The sequence below is a fragment of the Nonomuraea sp. NPDC049028 genome (genome assembly GCF_043197735.1).
Classification (GTDB): Bacteria; Actinomycetota; Actinomycetes; order Streptosporangiales; family Streptosporangiaceae; genus Nonomuraea.
In genome coordinates this window covers 1,107,673-1,125,204 of record NZ_JBICTR010000001.1, presented here as the reverse complement: position 1 = coordinate 1,125,204, position 17,532 = coordinate 1,107,673, and the positions used below count along the sequence as shown (strand labels likewise).

General features: G+C 71.2%; 16 protein-coding genes. 6 read left to right on the top strand and 10 right to left on the bottom strand.

Annotated features, from left to right (window positions below):
• Positions 1 to 34: 34 nt before the first annotated feature.
• From ACGFJ2_RS04950 to ACGFJ2_RS04915, 8 genes are all read right to left on the bottom strand, one after another.
• Positions 35 to 1,174 carry an ADP-ribosylglycohydrolase family protein gene (locus ACGFJ2_RS04950; RefSeq protein WP_357959468.1) on the bottom strand — a complete coding sequence of 380 codons (1,140 nt, stop codon included), beginning with the start codon at positions 1,172 to 1,174 and terminating at the stop codon, positions 35 to 37.
• Positions 1,171 to 2,139: an ADP-ribosylglycohydrolase family protein gene (locus ACGFJ2_RS04945; RefSeq protein WP_357959465.1), complete on the bottom strand. Its 969-nt coding sequence runs from the start codon at positions 2,137 to 2,139 to the stop codon at positions 1,171 to 1,173. Before ACGFJ2_RS04945 ends, ACGFJ2_RS04950 begins: the two co-directional genes overlap by 4 nt.
• 6 nt (positions 2,140 to 2,145) lie before the next feature.
• Complete coding sequence (locus ACGFJ2_RS04940; protein ID WP_393464737.1) at positions 2,146 to 3,108, bottom strand: ADP-ribosylglycohydrolase family protein; 963 nt, start codon at positions 3,106 to 3,108, stop codon at positions 2,146 to 2,148.
• Positions 3,105 to 4,418, bottom strand: a complete 1,314-nt coding sequence (locus tag ACGFJ2_RS04935) for an ABC transporter substrate-binding protein (RefSeq protein ID WP_393464734.1) — start codon at positions 4,416 to 4,418, stop codon at positions 3,105 to 3,107. Before ACGFJ2_RS04935 ends, ACGFJ2_RS04940 begins: the two co-directional genes overlap by 4 nt.
• 9 nt (positions 4,419 to 4,427) lie before the next feature.
• Positions 4,428 to 5,246, bottom strand: a complete 819-nt coding sequence (locus ACGFJ2_RS04930) for a carbohydrate ABC transporter permease (protein ID WP_357656572.1) — start codon at positions 5,244 to 5,246, stop codon at positions 4,428 to 4,430.
• Positions 5,243 to 6,151 carry a sugar ABC transporter permease gene (locus tag ACGFJ2_RS04925; protein ID WP_357959456.1) on the bottom strand — a complete coding sequence of 303 codons (909 nt, stop codon included), beginning with the start codon at positions 6,149 to 6,151 and terminating at the stop codon, positions 5,243 to 5,245. The genes ACGFJ2_RS04930 and ACGFJ2_RS04925 overlap by 4 nt, the downstream gene beginning before the upstream one ends.
• Entirely contained in the window at positions 6,148 to 7,176 is a 1,029-nt protein-coding gene (locus ACGFJ2_RS04920; protein WP_393464730.1) for a LacI family DNA-binding transcriptional regulator, read from the bottom strand. The genes ACGFJ2_RS04925 and ACGFJ2_RS04920 overlap by 4 nt, the downstream gene beginning before the upstream one ends.
• A gap of 225 nt (positions 7,177 to 7,401) precedes the next feature.
• Positions 7,402 to 8,607, bottom strand: coding sequence for an MFS transporter (locus ACGFJ2_RS04915; protein WP_357959450.1), 1,206 nt, complete (start codon positions 8,605 to 8,607; stop codon positions 7,402 to 7,404).
• 41 nt (positions 8,608 to 8,648) lie between these two features.
• On the opposite strand from ACGFJ2_RS04915, the gene ACGFJ2_RS04910 reads away from it, so the two are divergent.
• The 3 genes from ACGFJ2_RS04910 (at position 8,649) to mihF (ending at position 10,867) form a co-directional block, all read left to right on the top strand.
• Positions 8,649 to 9,950 carry an ROK family protein gene (locus tag ACGFJ2_RS04910; RefSeq protein WP_393464727.1) on the top strand — a complete coding sequence of 434 codons (1,302 nt, stop codon included), beginning with the start codon at positions 8,649 to 8,651 and terminating at the stop codon, positions 9,948 to 9,950.
• Between the two features lie 250 nt (positions 9,951 to 10,200).
• Positions 10,201 to 10,458, top strand: coding sequence for a hypothetical protein (locus ACGFJ2_RS04905; protein ID WP_357959444.1), 258 nt, complete (start codon positions 10,201 to 10,203; stop codon positions 10,456 to 10,458).
• A 103-nt stretch (positions 10,459 to 10,561) separates the two neighbouring features.
• Complete coding sequence (mihF, locus tag ACGFJ2_RS04900; RefSeq protein WP_225301079.1) at positions 10,562 to 10,867, top strand: integration host factor, actinobacterial type; 306 nt, start codon at positions 10,562 to 10,564, stop codon at positions 10,865 to 10,867.
• Between the two features lie 128 nt (positions 10,868 to 10,995).
• Here mihF and ACGFJ2_RS04895 read toward each other — a convergent pair whose 3' ends face one another.
• Positions 10,996 to 11,643, bottom strand: coding sequence for a response regulator transcription factor (locus tag ACGFJ2_RS04895; protein ID WP_357959441.1), 648 nt, complete (start codon positions 11,641 to 11,643; stop codon positions 10,996 to 10,998).
• On the bottom strand, positions 11,634 to 12,869 hold the full coding sequence (locus ACGFJ2_RS04890) for a sensor domain-containing protein (protein ID WP_357959439.1): 1,236 nt from the start codon (positions 12,867 to 12,869) through the stop codon (positions 11,634 to 11,636). The genes ACGFJ2_RS04895 and ACGFJ2_RS04890 overlap by 10 nt, the downstream gene beginning before the upstream one ends.
• A gap of 208 nt (positions 12,870 to 13,077) precedes the next feature.
• On the opposite strand from ACGFJ2_RS04890, the gene ACGFJ2_RS04885 reads away from it, so the two are divergent.
• The 3 genes from ACGFJ2_RS04885 (at position 13,078) to ACGFJ2_RS04875 (ending at position 17,491) form a co-directional block, all read left to right on the top strand.
• Positions 13,078 to 14,361, top strand: a complete 1,284-nt coding sequence (locus tag ACGFJ2_RS04885) for an acyltransferase (RefSeq protein ID WP_393464722.1) — start codon at positions 13,078 to 13,080, stop codon at positions 14,359 to 14,361.
• A 59-nt stretch (positions 14,362 to 14,420) separates the two neighbouring features.
• The gene (locus ACGFJ2_RS04880; protein ID WP_393464719.1) at positions 14,421 to 14,921 is read left to right on the top strand and encodes a GNAT family N-acetyltransferase; all 501 of its coding nucleotides are present in this window, start codon (positions 14,421 to 14,423) and stop codon (positions 14,919 to 14,921) included.
• A 62-nt stretch (positions 14,922 to 14,983) separates the two neighbouring features.
• The gene (locus ACGFJ2_RS04875) at positions 14,984 to 17,491 is read left to right on the top strand and encodes a DEAD/DEAH box helicase (RefSeq protein WP_393465295.1); all 2,508 of its coding nucleotides are present in this window, start codon (positions 14,984 to 14,986) and stop codon (positions 17,489 to 17,491) included.
• Positions 17,492 to 17,532: the final 41 nt, after the last annotated feature.

Here is a 17,532-nt window from a genome sequence, read left to right as displayed (position 1 = left end):
ACCGGCCCTTCCGACCGCGCTCGGCTGAGGCGGATCATTGGCTGTCGAGGGCGGCGAAGGCGGATTCGACGGCGCGGCGGCGGGCCGCGTCGTCGGCGTGCACCCGGCGGGCGACCTCGGCGATCACCCGGCCGGGCGCCTCCAGGTCGGTACGGCTCGCCTCGGCCACCTGTGAGACCCACTCGCCCGGAATCGAGCCGAGCCCGCCCAGCGCGCCGGCGATGGCACCGCCCATGGAGGCGATCGAGTCGGCGTCGCGGCCGTAGTTGACGCCGCCGAGCACGGTGTCGCGGTAGTCGCCCTTGGCCACCACGAGGAAGCCCAGCGCCAGCGGCAGCTCCTCGATGCTGTGCACCCGGCTCGGCCGCCGCGCGCCGAGCCCCTGGTCGCGGTAGGTGTCGGCGACCGTGTCGAACGGCCGCATGGCCGCCCGCAGCGTCTCGAACGACCCGTCCCAGTGGCCGAGCCCAGAGGCCGCCTCACAGACCGCCTCGATGGCGGCTCTGGTGCCGTCCTTGGCCAGCCGCAGGCAGGTGGCCACCACGGAGTCGAAGGTCGCGCCGGGCCGCATGGCCTCGGCGACGGCCGCCGCCATGACGCCGGCCGCCTCCCGGCCGTAGCTCGACTGGTGGGCGCCGGTCAGGTCGATGGCCTCGGCGTAGGCGGCGTCGGGGTCGGCGGCGTTGACGATGCCGACCGGCGCCACGTACATGGCCGCGCCGCAGTTGACGATGTTGCCGACACCGGCCTCGCGCGGGTCCACGTGGCCGTAGTGCAGCCGGGCGACGATCCACTTCTCGGCCAGGAAGATCCGCTGGAGCGGCAGCGCCTCGGCCTCCAGCTCGGGGATCCACCGGCGCTCACCCATGAGCTCGGGTACGAAGTGCTCGGCCATCGAGTACGCCCCGAGGTGACCCGCGACCTTCTCGTAGACGCGGATGAGCGCGTGCGTCATGAGGGTGTCGTCGGTGATGTGGCCGTCGCCCTTGTGGTAGGGGGCGATGGGCCGGGCGTTGCGCCAGTCCTCGTTGTACGGGGGCACGATGCCCTCCACGTGCCCGCCGTACCTGGTGGTGATCTGTTCGGGGGTCCAGCCCTCGGTGGCGCCGCCCAGCGCGTCACCGACCGCCGCCCCCGCCACGCAGCCGGTCGCCCTGTCCTCAAGCGGCGTCATGCGAGTTCCTCCAAGAGTTCGATGAGATCTTTTCCTGCCAGTTCCGGCAGACAGCAGCCTGCCAGTGTGCGCGCCGACGCGGTCCACCCCTCCGGGATCGCGTCGAGCCCGCCGCACGCGCCGGTGAGCGCCCCGGTGAGCGCGGGCGCCGAGTCGGCCAGCGTGGCCAGGCACGCGGCGGCGGGTACGGCCGAGCTCAGGACACCGCCCGCCACCTCGGCCAGCGCCAGCGCCACGGGCACCGTCTGCGCGGCGCCCACCCCGTAGCTGTAGACGTGGTCGAGCAGCGCGGCGTCGAGCGCGGGCACGGCGGCGAACGCGTCGCCCGCCTTCCGCGCCACGTCCAGCGCCAGCCGGGCGTTGTGCCCGATAGCGCTGTCAGGCGGCAGTACGGCCAGCGCCGCCTCGGCCGCCGCGGTGGCGGAGCCCGTCGCCACCGCCTCGGCCACCGCGGCCGCCATGGCCAGGGCCCCGAGCAACCCGTCACCGGCGTTGGTCACCTGGGCGTCCTCGGCCGGATCACGGCCGAGCGCGCCGAAGGCGACGGCCCTGACGGCGGCGGCGTCGTCGAAATGGTGTGGGTTGTCGTGGCCGCTGGCCGGGGGCTCGACGCCCTTGGCCAGGTTGCCGAGCGCGGTGGCCACCGAGATGCGCGCCCGGATGTCGTCGCGGCCCACCAGCTCGCCGAACGCCTCGGCGCGCGGCCGGTCGATGGTACGCACCGTCCAGGCCAGCCATTCGGCGTCGTCGGACGGGCCGACGGCCAGCGGCGCCACGGGCTGGTTCAGCGCGAACGGCACCGGCAACGTGGTCACCCGGTGCTCCTCCGCGAACGTGTCGAGCTCGCGCAGCAGCCGCCTGCTCCATGGCGCGTGCAGCGCCGACCGGTGCCTGGTGGCGGGCCAGCCCACGGCGTCTCCCACGGCGAGCCCGACGAAGGCTCCCGCGATCCTGTCCCCCGACATGAGTTCCTACAGTCCTTCCGCCAGTTCGTCGGCGACGTCCAGCACGTGCCTGCCGGCCACGACGGGCAGGCATTTGCCCGTCACGGGGCCAATCTTGCTCGCCCAGCGTTCCGGTACGCCGTCCCGCCCCTGCCCGGCACCCGCGATGGCGCCGGCGATGGCGCCGATGGTGTCGGCGTCGCGGCCGAGACTCACCCCGAAGGTGACGGTCGCCTCGACGTCGCCGCCGCCCGCCAGGTAGGCGGCGAGGGCGAGCGCCACGGCCTCGGGCGCAACGTCGGTCCAGGGGTAGTGCTGGACCACCACGGCTTGGTGAAGCGCTTCGACGATATGCGGCTCGTCTTGGCCCGAAGTGATCACGTCGCGTGCCCGGACGATGTCGCGGGCCGTCCACGAGTCCGCGGGGATCACCGACAGCGCTGCGGCCACCACCTCGTGCGGCGCGGCCCCGGTCATCGCGGCGGCCACCGCCCCGGCGACGGCCCGGCCGCCCAGCACGCCTTCACCCGACTGGCTGACCCGCCCGTCCTCCTCGACGAGCCGGGCGGCCTCCGCCGGATCGCCGGGGCAGAACACGCCGTACGGCGCCGCCCGCATGGCCAGCCCGTCGGACCAGCCATGCTGGTGCACGAGCCCGGTCAGCGGCGGTTCGAGTCCGCGCCTGAGCGCCTCGACGGTGCCGAGCTCGGAGAACCCGGCCCCGCGCATCGGCCCGGTCACCCGGGGGATGATCTCCGTACGGTAGGCGTGGGCCACGTCGCCCGAGGTCAGCGCGTGCCCGTGCCGTACCAGCAGCGAGGAGGCGAAGATCGCGTACTCGGTGTCGTCCGTGCCCCCGCCCTCGATCTCGGTGAGCCGGCCCCACCGCCGGCGGATCTCCGCCGGCGTGAGGTTCTCCGCGGGCGCCCCGAGGGCGTCGCCGGCCGCCAGGCCGAGCAGACACCCCCGGGCCCTGTCCCGATAAGTCACCGCTGGTACCGCTCCAACACCTTGTTGCCGTCCGCCACCAGCTTCGCCGCCGCGTCGTCGATCGAGATCTTGTTGGCGAAGTACTGCTGCAGGACCGGCGTGGCGACCTTGCTCTTCCACTCGTCGAACCCGTTGACCTTGAGGAACGGCGCCACGACGAGGTTCTTGGCGGAGGCGGTGGCCACGTCCCAGCCGTTCTCCTTGGTGGTCATCGCCGGGTCGGCGGCGGCCTTGACGGAGGTGGGCAGCAGCCAGTCGCCCTTGGCGAGCTTGGCCTGGTTGGTGCCGTTGAGGAAGAAGGAGATGAACTTCAGCGACTCCTCCGCGTGCTTGCTGTCGGCGGCGACGGACAGGGTCTGCGAGACCGCGCCCTGGTCGCTGGTGGTGCCCTTCAGCGGCGGGAGGGTGACCCAGTCGAAGCCCTTGGGGGCCTGCTCGACGACCTGCTGGCGCAGGTAGACGCCGACCGGCAGCATCGCGTACTTGCCGGCGAAGAAGCCGGGCAGCGGGTCGGCGGTGCCCATGCCGAGCGCCGAGGTGTCGGCGGACTTGTCCTTGTAGAGCTGGTCGTGGATGCGCTGGAGGACCTGCTTCTCCTCCGGGCCCACCTTGACGGTCGTCTTGCCGTCGGTGGTCTGGAAGAAGGTGCCGCCGAAGTTGAGCGCCAGGTTCAGCGTCTTGTTGACCGGCGACTTCATGGGCCAGGCCACGCCGAAGGAGCCGCCCTTGGTGAGCTTCTTGCTGACCTCGGCGAACTCGTCCCACGTCCACGGGTTGTCGGAGGTGGGGATGCGCACGCCGGCGCCGTCGAGCAGCTTCTTGTTGGCGATGATGACCTGCGACTCCTGCAGGAACGGCACGCCGTACACGCCCTGGTTGCCCTTGCCGTCGTCGAAGGTGACGGTGTCCCAGGCGGGCTGCGGGATGTCGCTCTTGAGGTCGGCGGGCACCTTGTCCTTGATGTCGAGCAGGTAGCCCTTGGAGGCGAAGCCCGACAGGGCCGGGGAGTCGTCGTGGATGACGTCCGGCGGGTCGCCGCCCTCGAAGGAGGTGACGAGCTGGTCGTTGACGTTGTCCCAGCTGCCCTGGACGTAGGTGACCTGGATGGTCGGGTTGGCCTTGTTCCACTCGTCGACGAGCTGCTTGTTGGCCGCCACCGACTCCTTCTGCCAGGCGAGGCTGAGGAAGTTGAGCTTGACCGGCTCCCCGGGCTTGGCGGACTCGCCGGAGCCGGCGTCGCCACCGCCCCCACCGCACCCGGCGGCCAGCGCGACGATCGCCGCCGCCGCCAACGCGGATTTGATACGCATAAGAGCCTCCTAGCCCTTCACAGCGCCGGCCATCAGGCCGGACCTCAGCCGTCGCTGGATGATTGCGAAAAAGATCAGGCTCGGGATCGTCGCCATGAGCGACGCCGCGGCCAGCGGGCCGAGCCTCGACACTCCCTCAGGGCCGGTGAACCTCACCAGCGTCAGCGGCAGCGTCATCACATCGGGGTCCTTGAGGACCACGAGCGCGAACAGGAACTCGTTCCACGAGGAGATGAACGAGAACAGCAGCGTCGCCACCACGCCCGGCGCGAGCAGCGGCGCGACGATGCTGACGATCGAGCGCAGGCGGGTCGCGCCGTCCATGGCCGCGGCCTCCTCCAGCTCGCGCGGCACGGAGCGCACGTACCCCTGGAGCATCCACAGCGCGAACGGCAGCGTGAACGTCACGTGCACGACCACCAGGCCGAACAGCGTGTTCACCAGATCGAGCTGCTTGAGCACCATGAACAGCGGGATGATGATCAGGATGAACGGGAACACCTGGCTGACCAGCACCCACCCGAGCGCCACCCGCTTGAGCACGCCCTTGTAGCGGGCCAGGGCGTAGGAGGCGGGCAGCGAGACGGCGACCGTCAGCACGGAGCTGGACAGGGCCACGATCAGGCTGCGCAGCCCGGCTCCCACCAGGTCCTGCTCACCGAAGGCGTCGCTGAAGTTGGCCAGCGTCGGCCGGTCCGGGATCCACGTCGGGTGCAGGTTGGCCATCTCCTGCGGCGTCTTGAGCGCCGTGGACAGCAGCCACACCAGCGGGAAGGCCAGAAAGACCATGTAGGCCAGCAGTGCCGCGTACTGCGGGATCTTCTTCATGACGTCTCCCGCATCTGCCGCCAGAGATAGAAGCCGAGCAGGGCCAGCACGACGATCACGATGGTGACGCCCATGGTCGCCGCGTAGCCGAAGAAGCCGTAGCGGAACGCCTCCTCGTAGGCGAACAGCATCGGCAGCCTGGTCCGCCCGCCGGGCCCGCCCTGCGTCAGCACGTAGACGAGGGTGAACTGGTTGACGTTCCACACGAAGTCGAGCGAGGTGATGGTGACGATCACGGGCCGCAGCTGCGGCAGCGTGATGCTCCAGAACTTCCGCCAGGTGGCCGCCCCGTCGACCTCGCCCGCCTCGTAGAGCTCCTTGGGGATGCCCTGCAGACCGGCCAGCAGGACGACCGTGGTCTGCGGCATGCCGCTCCAGACGCCCATGACGATGATGGCGGGCAGGGCCCAGGAGAAGTCGGCGAGCCAGTTGATGTCGGTGCCGAACGTGGTGTTCACGATCCCGGCGTCGGGGTGGTAGACCAGCCGCCACATCAGGCCGATGACCACGGGCGGCATCGCCCACGGCACCACCGCCAGCACCCGCGCCAGCCCTCTGAACCACAGCTTCTGGTTGAGCAGCAGCGCCAGCCCCAGGGAGGCCAGGAACTGCAGCACGGTCACCGACACGGCCCAGATCAGGCCGATCCTGATCGACGCCCAGAAGTCCTCGTCGGCCAGCAGCGTGCCGAAGTTCTCCAGGCCCACGAAGCTGGTGACGTGGTTGCGGCCAGACTCGGCGTCGGTGAAGGCCAGGCCGATGCCGTAGAGCAGCGGGCCCACGCTGAACAGCAGGACCGGCACCAGCGCGGGCAGCATGAGCACCCACATCTCGCGGGTCTGCCGCGAGACGCCGCTGGGTCGCCTGCGCCGCGTCTGCGGGGGCCTGGTCGCGGTCGCCGTCATGAAGACCTTCCTCCCTCGGACGCCTCGCCCGCCGTGGACGCGCGGACCGCCAGGCGGGGCAGGACGGTGACCAGGCGGGGCTCGCGATCGCCGTTCTGCAGCCGGTCGAGCAGCAGCTCGGCGGCGGCCTTGCCGCGTTCGGCGGAGCCCAGCGAGACGCTGGTGAGCGACGGCCAGGAGGCGGCGGCCAGGTCGGTGTCGTCCATGCCGACCACCGCGACGTCCTGCGGCACCCGCTTGCCCGCCGCGCGCAGCACGTCGAGCGCGCCCAGCGCGATCAGGTCGTTGGCGCACATCAGCGCGTCGAGGTCGGGCGCCCGCCGCAGCAGCGTCGCCACCGCGCGGCGGCCCTCCTCGCGGTAGAAGTCGCCGATCTCCACCAGCTTCTCCTCGTACGGCAGGCCGACCGCCGCCAGCGCCTCCCGGTACGCGGCGCCGCGGGCGGCACCCGGCACGGTGTCGAGCGGGCCGTTGACCATGCCGATCCGGCGGCGGCCGAGCATGTGCAGGTGGTCGATGGCGAGCCTGACGCCGGTACGTGAGTCCGCGCGTACGTTGTCGACCGGCGTCCCGTCGGGCACCGAGCCGATGATCACGACGGGCGCCCGGGCGGTGGCGAGCATCCGCAGGTGCGCCTCGGTGACGCGCAGCGGGCTCATGATCAGCCCGTCGACGTAGCGCTCGCCGAGGCTGTGCAGCACGTCGATCTCGTCGGCGGCGACGGCGTCGGTCGAGTGCAGGACCAGCCGGTAGCCCGCCGCCTTGAGCACGGGCTGGATCTCGCGCAGCATGGCCAGGTAGGCCGGGTTGCCGATGTCGGCCATGGCGAAGGCGACCTGGTGCGTGCGGCGTGACTTGAGCGACCTGGCCACGGCGTTGCGCACGTAACCGAGCTCGTCGGCGGCGGCCATCACCTTGCGCACGGTCTCCTGCCTGGTCGGCAGGCCGTTCAGCACCCGCGAGACCGAGGCGATGGAGACGCCCGCGCGCTCGGCGATCGTGGTGATCGTGGGTCCGTCGGCCAAGGCTGTCCCTCCATGCGCGTCGAACGAATCCGTAAAATCGCTGTAAACGTTTACGGCGTGTGGGACATGAAACATGCACGTTACGCATGGGGTCAAGTCACGATCACATAACGCGAGGTCAACGAGCGCCGCCTGGCTCCGGGGCGGAACCAGGCGGCGCTCGTAGCGAGGTGAGGCCGGGACGGAGGCGGGGACTCCAGCCGCGGAAGCCCGTACCCGATCAGGTCAGCGCGAGTCGGCCGGGACCGGTACGGGGACGCGGCTCAGGGCGCGGATGGCCGGCGCGCCCGCGAGGGCGACGGCAGCGGCCAGCAGGGCCGGGACGATCAGCGCGAACCGCAACGTCCAGGACTCCGCGAGATAGCCGAGCAGCGCGGGCCCCACCAACAGCCCGCTGTAGCCGAACGCCGTCACCAGCGCCAGCGCGCGGCCGACCCGGTTGCCCGCCGCGCCCACCGCGCTGAAGATCACCGGTACGACGGTGGCCAGCCCGACGCCCACGAGCGCCCAGCCGGACCACGCGCACACCACCTGGAGCGCGTCGGCGGTGAGCGGAGCGACGAGGACGAGCACGTAGCCGCAGGTGGCGAGCACGCCGGCGAGCTGGATCGTGCGCACCGAGCCCAGACGGGCCCGGATCGGGTCGCCCAGCAGCCGTACCGTCGTCATGGCCACCGCGAAGATCGTGTAGGCGATCGGCGCGGCGGCCGGGTCGGTGTGCAGCACCCAGCGGGCGTGCAGGGCGGCCCAGTCGATGGCGGCGCCCTCACTCAGGTGCCCGGCGAACGCGGCCAGGCCCAGCAGGGCCACCAGGCCCCAGCGCAGCGGGCTGCTCCCGGTCGCGCTCTCCTCCCGGGTGACGTGCTGGGGCGGGTCCGGCAGCAGCATCCGCGCCGCCGGAACGTACAGGAACGGCACCACGATCGCCGCCCCGACCAGCAGCGCCTGCGGGTCCACGCCGACCTTCAGCGCCCCGGCGGTCAGCGCGCCGCCGACGGCGCCGCCCAGGCTCCACGTGCCGTGGAAGGCCGAGATGATCGGCCGGCCGTAGACACGTTCGACCTCGACCGAGTGGGAGTTCATGGCCACCTCGGCCACCCCCAGGCCGATCCCGAGCAGCACGGCGAGAACGGCCAGCGCCGGGTAGGAGGGGGCCAAGGCGGGACCGAGCAGGACGGCCGCCGACAGCGGGCCGCCGACCCAGCAGACGACCCTGCTCGACCACTTGTCCACCAGCGGCCCCGCCACCAGCATCGACACCAGCGCGCCACCCGAGACCAGCAGCAGGACGCTGCCGAGCCGGGCCGGTCCGAGATCCAGGCGGTCGTTGAGCGACGGCAACCCCGCCGCCCACAGGCCCATCACGAACCCACTGAGAAAGAAGAAGGAGAAGACTGCGATACGGGCGCGCTTGGCGTCACTTTTGTTCACGGCTAGAGCATAATAACCCGGATGAGGCTTCGACAATGGTGATGAATGGGGCAACGACGAGTGCCGGTCTGCGCGCGTACAACCGGGTGCGGCTGCTGCGGGCCGTGCACGACTGCGGCGCGACCCGTACGCGCTCCCGTCTGACCCAGGACCTGGCGCTGGCCCGAGGCACCGCCTCGGTGCTGGTCAGCGGCCTGGCCGACGACCGGCTGCTGCACGAGGAGCCGTCCGCGGCGCACGGCAGAGGACGCCCTACGCAGGTGCCCGGCCCGCATCCCGAGGGGCCGCTGGCGCTGGCCGTGGACCTCCGGGAGGACTCGTGGGAGGTCGCCGCCTGCGAGCTGGGCGGACGCGTCTCCGTCCTGGACGTACGGCGCCACGACGGCACGCCTGAAGGAGCCCTGGGACCGCTCGGTGAGGTGCTGCGCGGGCAGCTCGGACGCCTCGGGTCCCGGGTGGTCGGGGTGGGCGTCGCGGTGGCGGGGCCGGTGCGCGACGGCGGCCTGGTGGACGTGGCCCACCTGCGCTGGCGCTCGGTGAACGTACCCGCCCTGCTCGGTCTGGGCGCCGCGGGGCCGGGTGGCGGGCCGCGGGTGGGCAACGACACGGCCTTCGCGGCCTTGGCGGAGGCGCGGCGGGGACGTTTGCGCGGGATCGGGGTGGGGCTGCACGTCCACGTGGACTTCGACCTCGGCGGCGTGCTCGTGGTGGACGGACGCCCGCTGGAAGGGGCCGGCGGGATGGGCGCGGAGTTCGGGCACATGCCGCTCACGGGCGGCGACGCGCCTTGCATGTGCGGCGCGCACGGCTGCTGGGGGCTGGAGGTGGGGGCGAACGCGCTCCTGCGCCACATGGGCCTGGCGTACGGCGGCGGCCAGGGCCGCGACGACGCCCGCCGCATCCTCGCCACCGCCGACGCAGGCAGCGGCACGGGCGACGTGACGGACGACGCGGCGGGCGGCCGCACCAGAGGCGGCGGCACCAGTGGTGGTACGGGCGGCGGCCAGGTTCCGAGCCCGCACGACCACACGGGCGGCGGGGCGGCATTGCGCGCGGTCAGGACGAACGCGCAGGCGCTGGGCCGGGGACTGGCGGCACTGGTGAACGCGCACGATCCGGCGGTCGTGACCCTGTCCGGCCTGGGCGTCGACCTGTACGACCGGGCCCTGCCCACCCTCATGGAGTCGTTCGGCCGCGGCCTGATGACGATCCGCCACGAACGGCCGCCCGTGATCGCCCCCTCGGCCCTGGGCTGGCAGGGTCCGCTGGTCGGCGCCATGGAGTCGGTGTTCGACATGTTCCTCACCGTCTCCGGCGTCGAATCCTGGCGCGGCAGCACGTGATAGGGACCGGCTGATCGAGCCTCGGCGAACAGGGCGCCGGCGAATAGAGCGCGGGGAAGCCTTGATCCCGCATCCTGCTCCTTCCCCCGAAGAGCACCTCCATTCCGACATGGTACGCGCGCATACCCCCTGACCTGCAACAACCCGGCTTCGCCGGAGCGTTGCCGGGTCGATCGAGGCCCTCGCGACACGCCCGAACGCCGAATGTGACGGATACCACGCGCAAGGGCGGAAACCACCCACACGAGTCGTGATCTTGCCGAGCAGGCATCCCGAGAGGGACGGCACCGCACGCCGACCTGCGGCTCCGCCGACCCGGCGGAATCCCGCCGGAGAGCTCTATGACCTGGTCAGAGACCGTTTCGCGGGCCGCGAAGGCGATGTCGGCCGGTGGGCGGGCTACGGTGAGGAGAACCTCGTGGTCGGCGGCATGGGCGTCAGCGGAGGCACGCTCGCGCGGGAGGTGGCGGGCGCCGAGACGGCCGTTTCGGCGTGGCGCACACGCTGAGCGGGCGCTTTTCGCAACACGAACCGCTGGTATCCGCCATGATTAGCCACTGCACTACGGGTTACAGGAATCCCCGACCCCAAACTCCCCTAGGAGAACCGAGATGGCACTTCCGACTCTCACCCCCGAGCAGCGCAAGGCGGCTCTGGAGAAGGCCGCGGAGGCACGCGCGGCCCGCACCGCCCTGCTGGGCAAGGTCAAGGCCGGTGAGCTGACCTTCGCGCAGCTGCTGGAGCGCGACGACGACATCGCCAAGAAGATCAAGGTGTCGCAGGCCCTGCGCGCCGTCAAGGGCGTCGGCCCGGCCAAGGCCACCGCGCTCATGGAGGAGGCCGGCGTCGACGAGAAGCGCCGCCTCGGCGGCCTGGGCGCCCAGCAGCGCAAGAAGCTGGTCGACGCGCTCGGCTGACCACCGGGCGGCCAGGTCCGCGCGGAACGCCGCGCGGACCGGCCGGCGCCCTGGACGTACCGGGTGTGTCAGGATCCGCTTGGACGTACAGCGTGTGTGTCAGGACCCGCTTGGGTGTACAGGGTGGGTCAGGATCGCAGATAGGCGAGGACGGCCAGCACGCGCCGATGCTGATCGCTGTCGTCGGCGTAAAGCCCGAGCTTGCTGAAGATGCTCCTGATGTGCTTCTCAACGGCCCCGTCGCTGATGACCAGCTGCCGGCCGATGGCCGGATTGGACTTGCCCTCGGCCATCAGCCCGAGCACTTCCCGCTCCCGCGGCGTCAACTGCGCCAACGGGTCGTCCCTGCGCCTGCGCACCATCAATTGGGACACCACCTGAGGGTCGAACACGGTCCCGCCGGCGGCGACCCGCCGCAGGCCCTCCATGAACTCGTCCACGTCCACGACCCGGTCCTTCAGCAGGTAGCCCACCGCGCCTCGGGCATCGGCCAGCAGGTCGTCGGCGTAGGAGACCTCGACGTACTGCGAGAGGATCAGCACCGGCGCCCCCGGAACCCGGCGGCGCGCCTCCACGGCGGCCCTGAGCCCCTCGTCGGTGAACGACGGCGGCATCCGCACGTCGACCACGGACACGTCCGGCCGGTGCTCGGCCACCGCCTTGACGAGGCCGTCGCCGTCACCCGCCGTCGCGACCACCTCGCAGCCGAACTCCTCCAACAACCTGACCAGGCCCTCCCTGATCAGAACCGCGTCATCGGCCACGACTACCCGCACGGAACCTCCGCCACGATCACCGTCGGCCCGCCGTCCGGCGACTGCACGGCCAGCTCCCCGTCGACCGCGCGGAGCCGGTCGGCCAGACCGGCGAGACCATGTCCCTTGGCGACGTGCGCGCCGCCGACCCCATCATCCCCGATGGTGAGCATGAGAATGTCACCGATGTGGACCAGCTGGATCGTGCAGACGGTGGCGCGGCTGTGCTTGGCGACGTTCGTGAGCGTCTCGGCGACGACGTAGTAGATGGCGTTCTCGACGGAGGCCTGGTAGCGCCGGACGGTCTGCACGTCGAGATCGACCGGGATGGTGCAGCGTCCGGCCAAGGCGGCCAGGGCCGGGGCGAGGCCGCGGTCGGACAGGATGGGCGGCGCGATGCCGCGTGACAGGGCGCGCAGCTCGTCGAGCGTCTCGCGGGTGGCGGTGATCGCCGAGCTGATCGTGGCCTGCGCGGCCTCGGGGTCCCGCTGCATCTGCCGCTGCGCCCTGGACAGCTCCATGGCCAGCGAGACCAGCCGCTGCTGCGGGCCGTCGTGGATGTCGCGCTCCAGCTTGCGCAGCGCGTTGGCCTCGGCGGAGACGGCCGCGGCCCGGCCTTCGGCCAGGTCGTCGATGCGCTCCTGCAGCTCGGCGACCCCGGTCAGCAACGCCCGGCCGACCCCGGCGCGCAGCAACGCGGCGGCGCGCACCATGAACGGCAGGATGAGCATGCCGAGCAGGCCGAGCACGACGTAGAAGGCCGAGTTGACCCAGTAGTTCTGCTCGAACCCGAGCAGCTGGGGCAGCTCTTCGTTGCCGGGGATGCGCGAGGTGATGACGCCCCACAGGGGGTAGCTCAGCCCGGCGACCGGCACCGCCCAGAACACCACGGTCAGCACGAACGACACGATGGCGAGGGGGAAGTTGAAGATCCCGTGCAGCAGGTCGAGCCATGACTGCCCGCTGGTCAGCGGGTTCACCAGCCGGCGGAACCGGCCCGCGCCCGCCGGCGCGGGCTTGTAGCGGGGGCGCACCGGAGGGCGCTTGAGCACGTCGGAGAGCCAGCCGCGCTCCGCGTCCGCGAACCCCCTGGCGATCATGAGCGTCCCCGCGAGAAGGGGCACGCCGATCCATATGACCGTCGTGCCCACGCCGGCGGCCATGCCCACGACCAGCAGCACGAAGGCGATGACGGCCGTGGGGAAGCCGACCAGCGTGTAGCGCGTGTCCAGGAGGACACGTCTCATGAGGGAGCGCATGGCGTTCACGGTACGACTGTGCCATGCCCGCATCGACCCTGTGCGCCGGTATATGGCGGTAGGGCCTGCCCTACCTTCCATGGTGGTGTGATCTTCCCGGAAGAGGGCGGCTCACGGCACTGTGCCGGGCCGCCCGCGACGGAAGTCTTGAGGCCTCAAGGTTCGCGATGAACGTCCACCACGAAACGAGGCCCCCATGACCGCGTTGCTCGACCATCCGGCGGCCCTGCCCGAGGCCGCCGCACCGGTCCGCCCCGCACCGGCGGCGCGGGCGACGGTCAGGGACCCGTTCATCGACCTGCTGCGGGTGTTCGGCATGGCGCTCGTGGTGCTGCAGCACTGGACGATCCCGGTGCTCGCCTTCGACGGCACCCGCCTGACCACCGGCAACGCCCTGTCGACGCCGGGCGTCTGGGTGGTGACCTGGATCAGCCAGGTGATGCCGCTGGTGTTCTTCGCGGGCGGCGCCGCCAACGCGATCAGCTTCGGCCGGGCGGCGCACGGCGGGCCGCAGTGGCTGGCCACCCGGCTGCGCCGGCTGGCCTGGCCGCTCCTGCCACTGGCCGCGGTCTGGATCCCGCTCCCCCAGTTGCTGCTCACGCTGGGCGTGCCCGCGCAGCCGCTGCAGGTGGGCGCGCAGCTCACCGGGCAGCTCCTGTGGTTCCTGGCCGTCTACCTGATCGCGGTCACGGCCACGCCGTACATGATGAGCCTGCACGAAAGGTACGGCCTGCGCGTCCCCGCCGTGCTGGCGGCCGGGGCGGTGCTGACGGACGTGCTGCGGTTCTCGACGGGGGTCGACGCGCTGGGCTACCTCAACATCGTGTTCGTCTGGCTGGCGGTGCACCAGCTCGGTTTCCGCTACGCGAAGGGACGGCTGACCCGCCCCGGCCTGATGGCGGTCGGCGGCTTCGGGGCCGCGGCGCTGCTCGTGGCGTTCGGCCCGTACCCGGGCAGCATGATCGGCCTGCCCGGCGCCGAGGTGTCGAACATGGCCCCGCCCACGCTGGCCATGCTGGCCGTCTCGATCGGCCAGATCGGGCTGGCCACGCTGCTGCGGCCGTGGATCCTGCGGCTGCGGACCGAGAAGCTGCTCGCCTGGGCCGGGCCGCGCATCATGACCGCCTATCTGTGGCACATGCCGGCGCTGTTCGCGGTCACCGGTGTGGTCGTCGTCGGTCTCGGCATCGACACGCCGGCGCCGGGCGGCCTGGCGTGGTTCGCCGGGTGGCCGATCTGGTTCGGGATGCTCTGCCTGGTGATGTGGCCGCTGCTGAAGGGCTTCTCCCGGTTCGAGGAGCCGCCCGCCCTGCCGTACGGGAAGGCCACCTGGCGCAGCGCGCTCACGTCGGCGGGGCTGGTCGGCGGCGGGCTGCTGGGGCTGACCGTGGCGGGGTTCGCGCCCGGCAACACGCCGTTCCTGGCGGCCCTGGCGATCCTGGGCGGCCTGCTGCTCACCGGCCCGAAGGCCCGGGTGTGACGCGCGGGTGAGGATGCGGAAACATGATGGTCACGCGAATCGTCTAAGAATGCAGTTCTATGACGCTCATCCAGCCGGTGTCCGAGACCGACCTGCCCGCCGTCGCCGAGATCTACGCGCACTATGTGACGGAGTCGGTGGCGACCTTCGACGAGACGCCCCTCGACATCGAGGCGTGGCGGCTGAAGGCGGCGGCGATCGCCGAAGCGGGCCTGCCGTTCCTGGTGGCCAAGGAGGAGGACGGCCGGGTGCTGGGATTCGCCTACTGCGGGCGCTACCGCCCCAAGCCCGCCTACCGGCACACAGTGGAGGACACGATCTACCTCTCGCCGGGGGCGACCGGACGCGGGCTGGGACGGCTGCTGCTCGGCGAGCTGATCGCCCGCACCGGTGAGACCGGCGTCCGGCAGATGATCGCGGTGATCGCCGACGGCGGTGACCCGGCCTCGCTGAAGCTGCACGCGGCGTTCGGATTCGCGGAGGCGGGCCGGCTCAAGTCGGTCGGTTTCAAGCACGGGCGGTGGATCGACACCATCCTCTACCAGCTCGAACTCCCCTAAGTCACGGGGATCGGGCGCCGTCGCGCCGGCTCGGGTTCGAGCATTCGGCAAACTTCGGCAGGATAGAGGGTGTGAGCCTTCTCGTTGACCGCCTGCCAGAAGAGATCGACGCCGACCCGGACGCCATTTTCGACGCGTTCGTCTCCTGGAACTCCGAACGGGGGCTCACGCTCTATCCCGCCCAGGAGGAGGCGCTCATCGAGGTCGTCTCCGGGAGCAACGTGATCCTGTCCACCCCGACGGGCTCCGGCAAGAGCCTGGTCGCGGCGGGCGCCCACTTCGCCGCGCTGACCAGGGACGTACGCACCTTCTACACCGCGCCGATCAAGGCGCTGGTGTCGGAGAAGTTCTTCGACCTGGTCTCGGTCTTCGGCACCGAGAACGTCGGCATGATGACCGGCGACGCCAGCGTCAACCCGGGCGCCCCGATCATCTGCTGCACGGCCGAGATCCTGGCCAACGTCGCGCTGCGCGACGGCGCGGCGGCCGACATCGGCCAGGTCGTCATGGACGAGTTCCACTTCTACGCCGAGCCCGACCGGGGCTGGGCGTGGCAGGTGCCGCTGCTGGAGCTGCCGAACGTCCAGTTCATCCTGATGTCGGCCACGCTCGGCGACGTCTCGATGTTCGAGCGCGACCTGACGAGGCGCACCGGCCGGCCCACCTCGGTCGTCAAGCACACCGAGCGGCCGGTGCCGCTGATCTACTCCTACCGGATGACGCCGCTCCACGAGACGCTGGAGGAGATGCTCCGCACCGGCCAGGCGCCGGTCTACGTCGTGCACTTCACCCAGGCCGCCGCCATGGAGCGGGCGCAGTCCCTGATGTCCATCAACATGTCGACGAAGGCCGAGAAGGAGGCCATCGCGACGCTGATCGGCGGCTTCCGCTTCACCACCCGGTTCGGCCGCGCCCTGTCCCGCCTCGTACGCCACGGCATCGGCGTCCATCACGCCGGGATGCTGCCCAAATACCGGCGCCTGGTGGAGCGGCTGGCCCAGGCCGGCCTGCTGAAGGTCATCTGCGGCACCGACACCCTCGGCGTCGGCGTCAACGTGCCGATCCGGACCGTGCTGTTCACCGCGCTGTCCAAGTACGACGGCAACAAGGTGCGCCGCCTGCGCGCCCGCGAGTTCCACCAGATCGCCGGCCGGGCCGGGCGGGCCGGCTTCGACACCATCGGCTACGTCGCCTGCCAGGCGCCCGAGCATGACATCGAGAACGCCAAGGCGCTGGCGAAGATCGGCGACGACCCGAAGCGGCGGCGCGGCTACGCCCGCAAGAAGCCGCCGGAGGGCTTCGTCGGCTGGAGCGAGGAGACCTTCGAGAAGCTGCAGACCGCCGAGCCGGAGCCGCTCAACTCCCGGTTCAAGGTCACCAACGCCATGCTGCTCGCGGTCATCAACCGGCCCGGCGACTGCTTCCAGGCGATGAAGCACCTGCTCACCGACAACCACGAGGACCGCAAGTGGCAGCGGCGGCACATCAGCCAGGCCATCGCCATCTACCGGTCGCTGCTCGCGGGCGGCATTGTGGAGCAGCTCACGGAGGCCGACGAGCAGGGCAGGCGGGCCAGGCTGACGATCGACCTGCAAGAAGACTTCGCGCTCAACCAGGCGCTGTCCACCTTCGCGCTGGCCGCCTTCGACCTGCTCGACCACGACTCGCCGAGCTACGCCCTCGACATGGCGTCGATCGTGGAGTCCATCCTCGACGACCCGCGCCAGATCCTGTCGGCCCAGCTGAAGAAGGCCAGGGGCGAGGCGGTCGCGCAGATGAAGGCCGACGGCATCGAGTACGAGGAGCGGATGGAGCAGCTGGCCGAGGTCATGTACCCGATGCCGCTGGACGATCTGCTGCTCGGGGCCTATGAGACATACCGCCACGGGCATCCGTGGGTGGGCGACTACACGGTCAGCCCGAAGAGCGTGGTGCGCGACATGTACGAGCGGGCGATGACGTTCGCCGACTACATCCAGTTCTACGAGCTGGCCAGGTCGGAGGGCACGGTGCTGCGCTACCTGGCCGACGCCTACCGGACGCTGTCGCGCACGGTCCCCGAGCACCTCAAGACCGAGGACCTGATCGACCTGATCGAGTGGCTGGGCGAGCTGGTCAGGCAGGTCGACTCGTCACTGATCGACGAGTGGGAGCAGCTGGCCAACCCGGAGGAGGCGCTGGAGCGCCAGGAGCAGCTGGAGGCCAAGGTCCGGCCGGTCACCGCCAACACGCGGGCCTTCCGGGTGCTGGTGCGCAACGCGATGTTCCGCCTGGTCGAGCTCTGTGCCATCGAGAAGGAGGACGAGCTGGCGGAGCTGGCGCCCGACGTCGACTGGGGCGCGGCGCTCGACGCCTACTACGCCGAGCACGAGGAGATCTTCACCGACGCCGACGCGCGGGGGCCCGCGCTGCTGCGCATCGAGGAGGAGAGCGGACTGTGGAAGGTGCGCCAGACCGTCAAGGACCCGGCGGGTGACGGTGACTGGGGCATCGACGCGCAGATCGACCTGGCCGCCTCCGACGAGGAGGGCCGCGCGGTGGTGCACGTACAGGGTCTCAACAGATTGTGATAAAGCCGTGTGCCGGAGCGGACTGGCAAGGGCGCTCCGGC

Coding starts and splice junctions, on each gene's coding strand:
- ACGFJ2_RS04950 (WP_357959468.1), bottom strand. CDS start 1,174: ATGACGCCGCTTGAGGACAGGGCGACCGGCTGCGTGGCGGGGGCGGCG.
- ACGFJ2_RS04945 (WP_357959465.1), bottom strand. CDS start 2,139: ATGTCGGGGGACAGGATCGCGGGAGCCTTCGTCGGGCTCGCCGTGGGA.
- ACGFJ2_RS04935 (WP_393464734.1), bottom strand. CDS start 4,418: ATGCGTATCAAATCCGCGTTGGCGGCGGCGGCGATCGTCGCGCTGGCC.
- ACGFJ2_RS04930 (WP_357656572.1), bottom strand. CDS start 5,246: ATGAAGAAGATCCCGCAGTACGCGGCACTGCTGGCCTACATGGTCTTT.
- ACGFJ2_RS04925 (WP_357959456.1), bottom strand. CDS start 6,151: ATGACGGCGACCGCGACCAGGCCCCCGCAGACGCGGCGCAGGCGACCC.
- ACGFJ2_RS04910 (WP_393464727.1), top strand. CDS start 8,649: ATGAATGGGGCAACGACGAGTGCCGGTCTGCGCGCGTACAACCGGGTG.
- mihF (WP_225301079.1), top strand. CDS start 10,562: ATGGCACTTCCGACTCTCACCCCCGAGCAGCGCAAGGCGGCTCTGGAG.
- ACGFJ2_RS04890 (WP_357959439.1), bottom strand. CDS start 12,869: ATGAGACGTGTCCTCCTGGACACGCGCTACACGCTGGTCGGCTTCCCC.
- ACGFJ2_RS04885 (WP_393464722.1), top strand. CDS start 13,078: ATGACCGCGTTGCTCGACCATCCGGCGGCCCTGCCCGAGGCCGCCGCA.
- ACGFJ2_RS04880 (WP_393464719.1), top strand. CDS start 14,421: ATGACGCTCATCCAGCCGGTGTCCGAGACCGACCTGCCCGCCGTCGCC.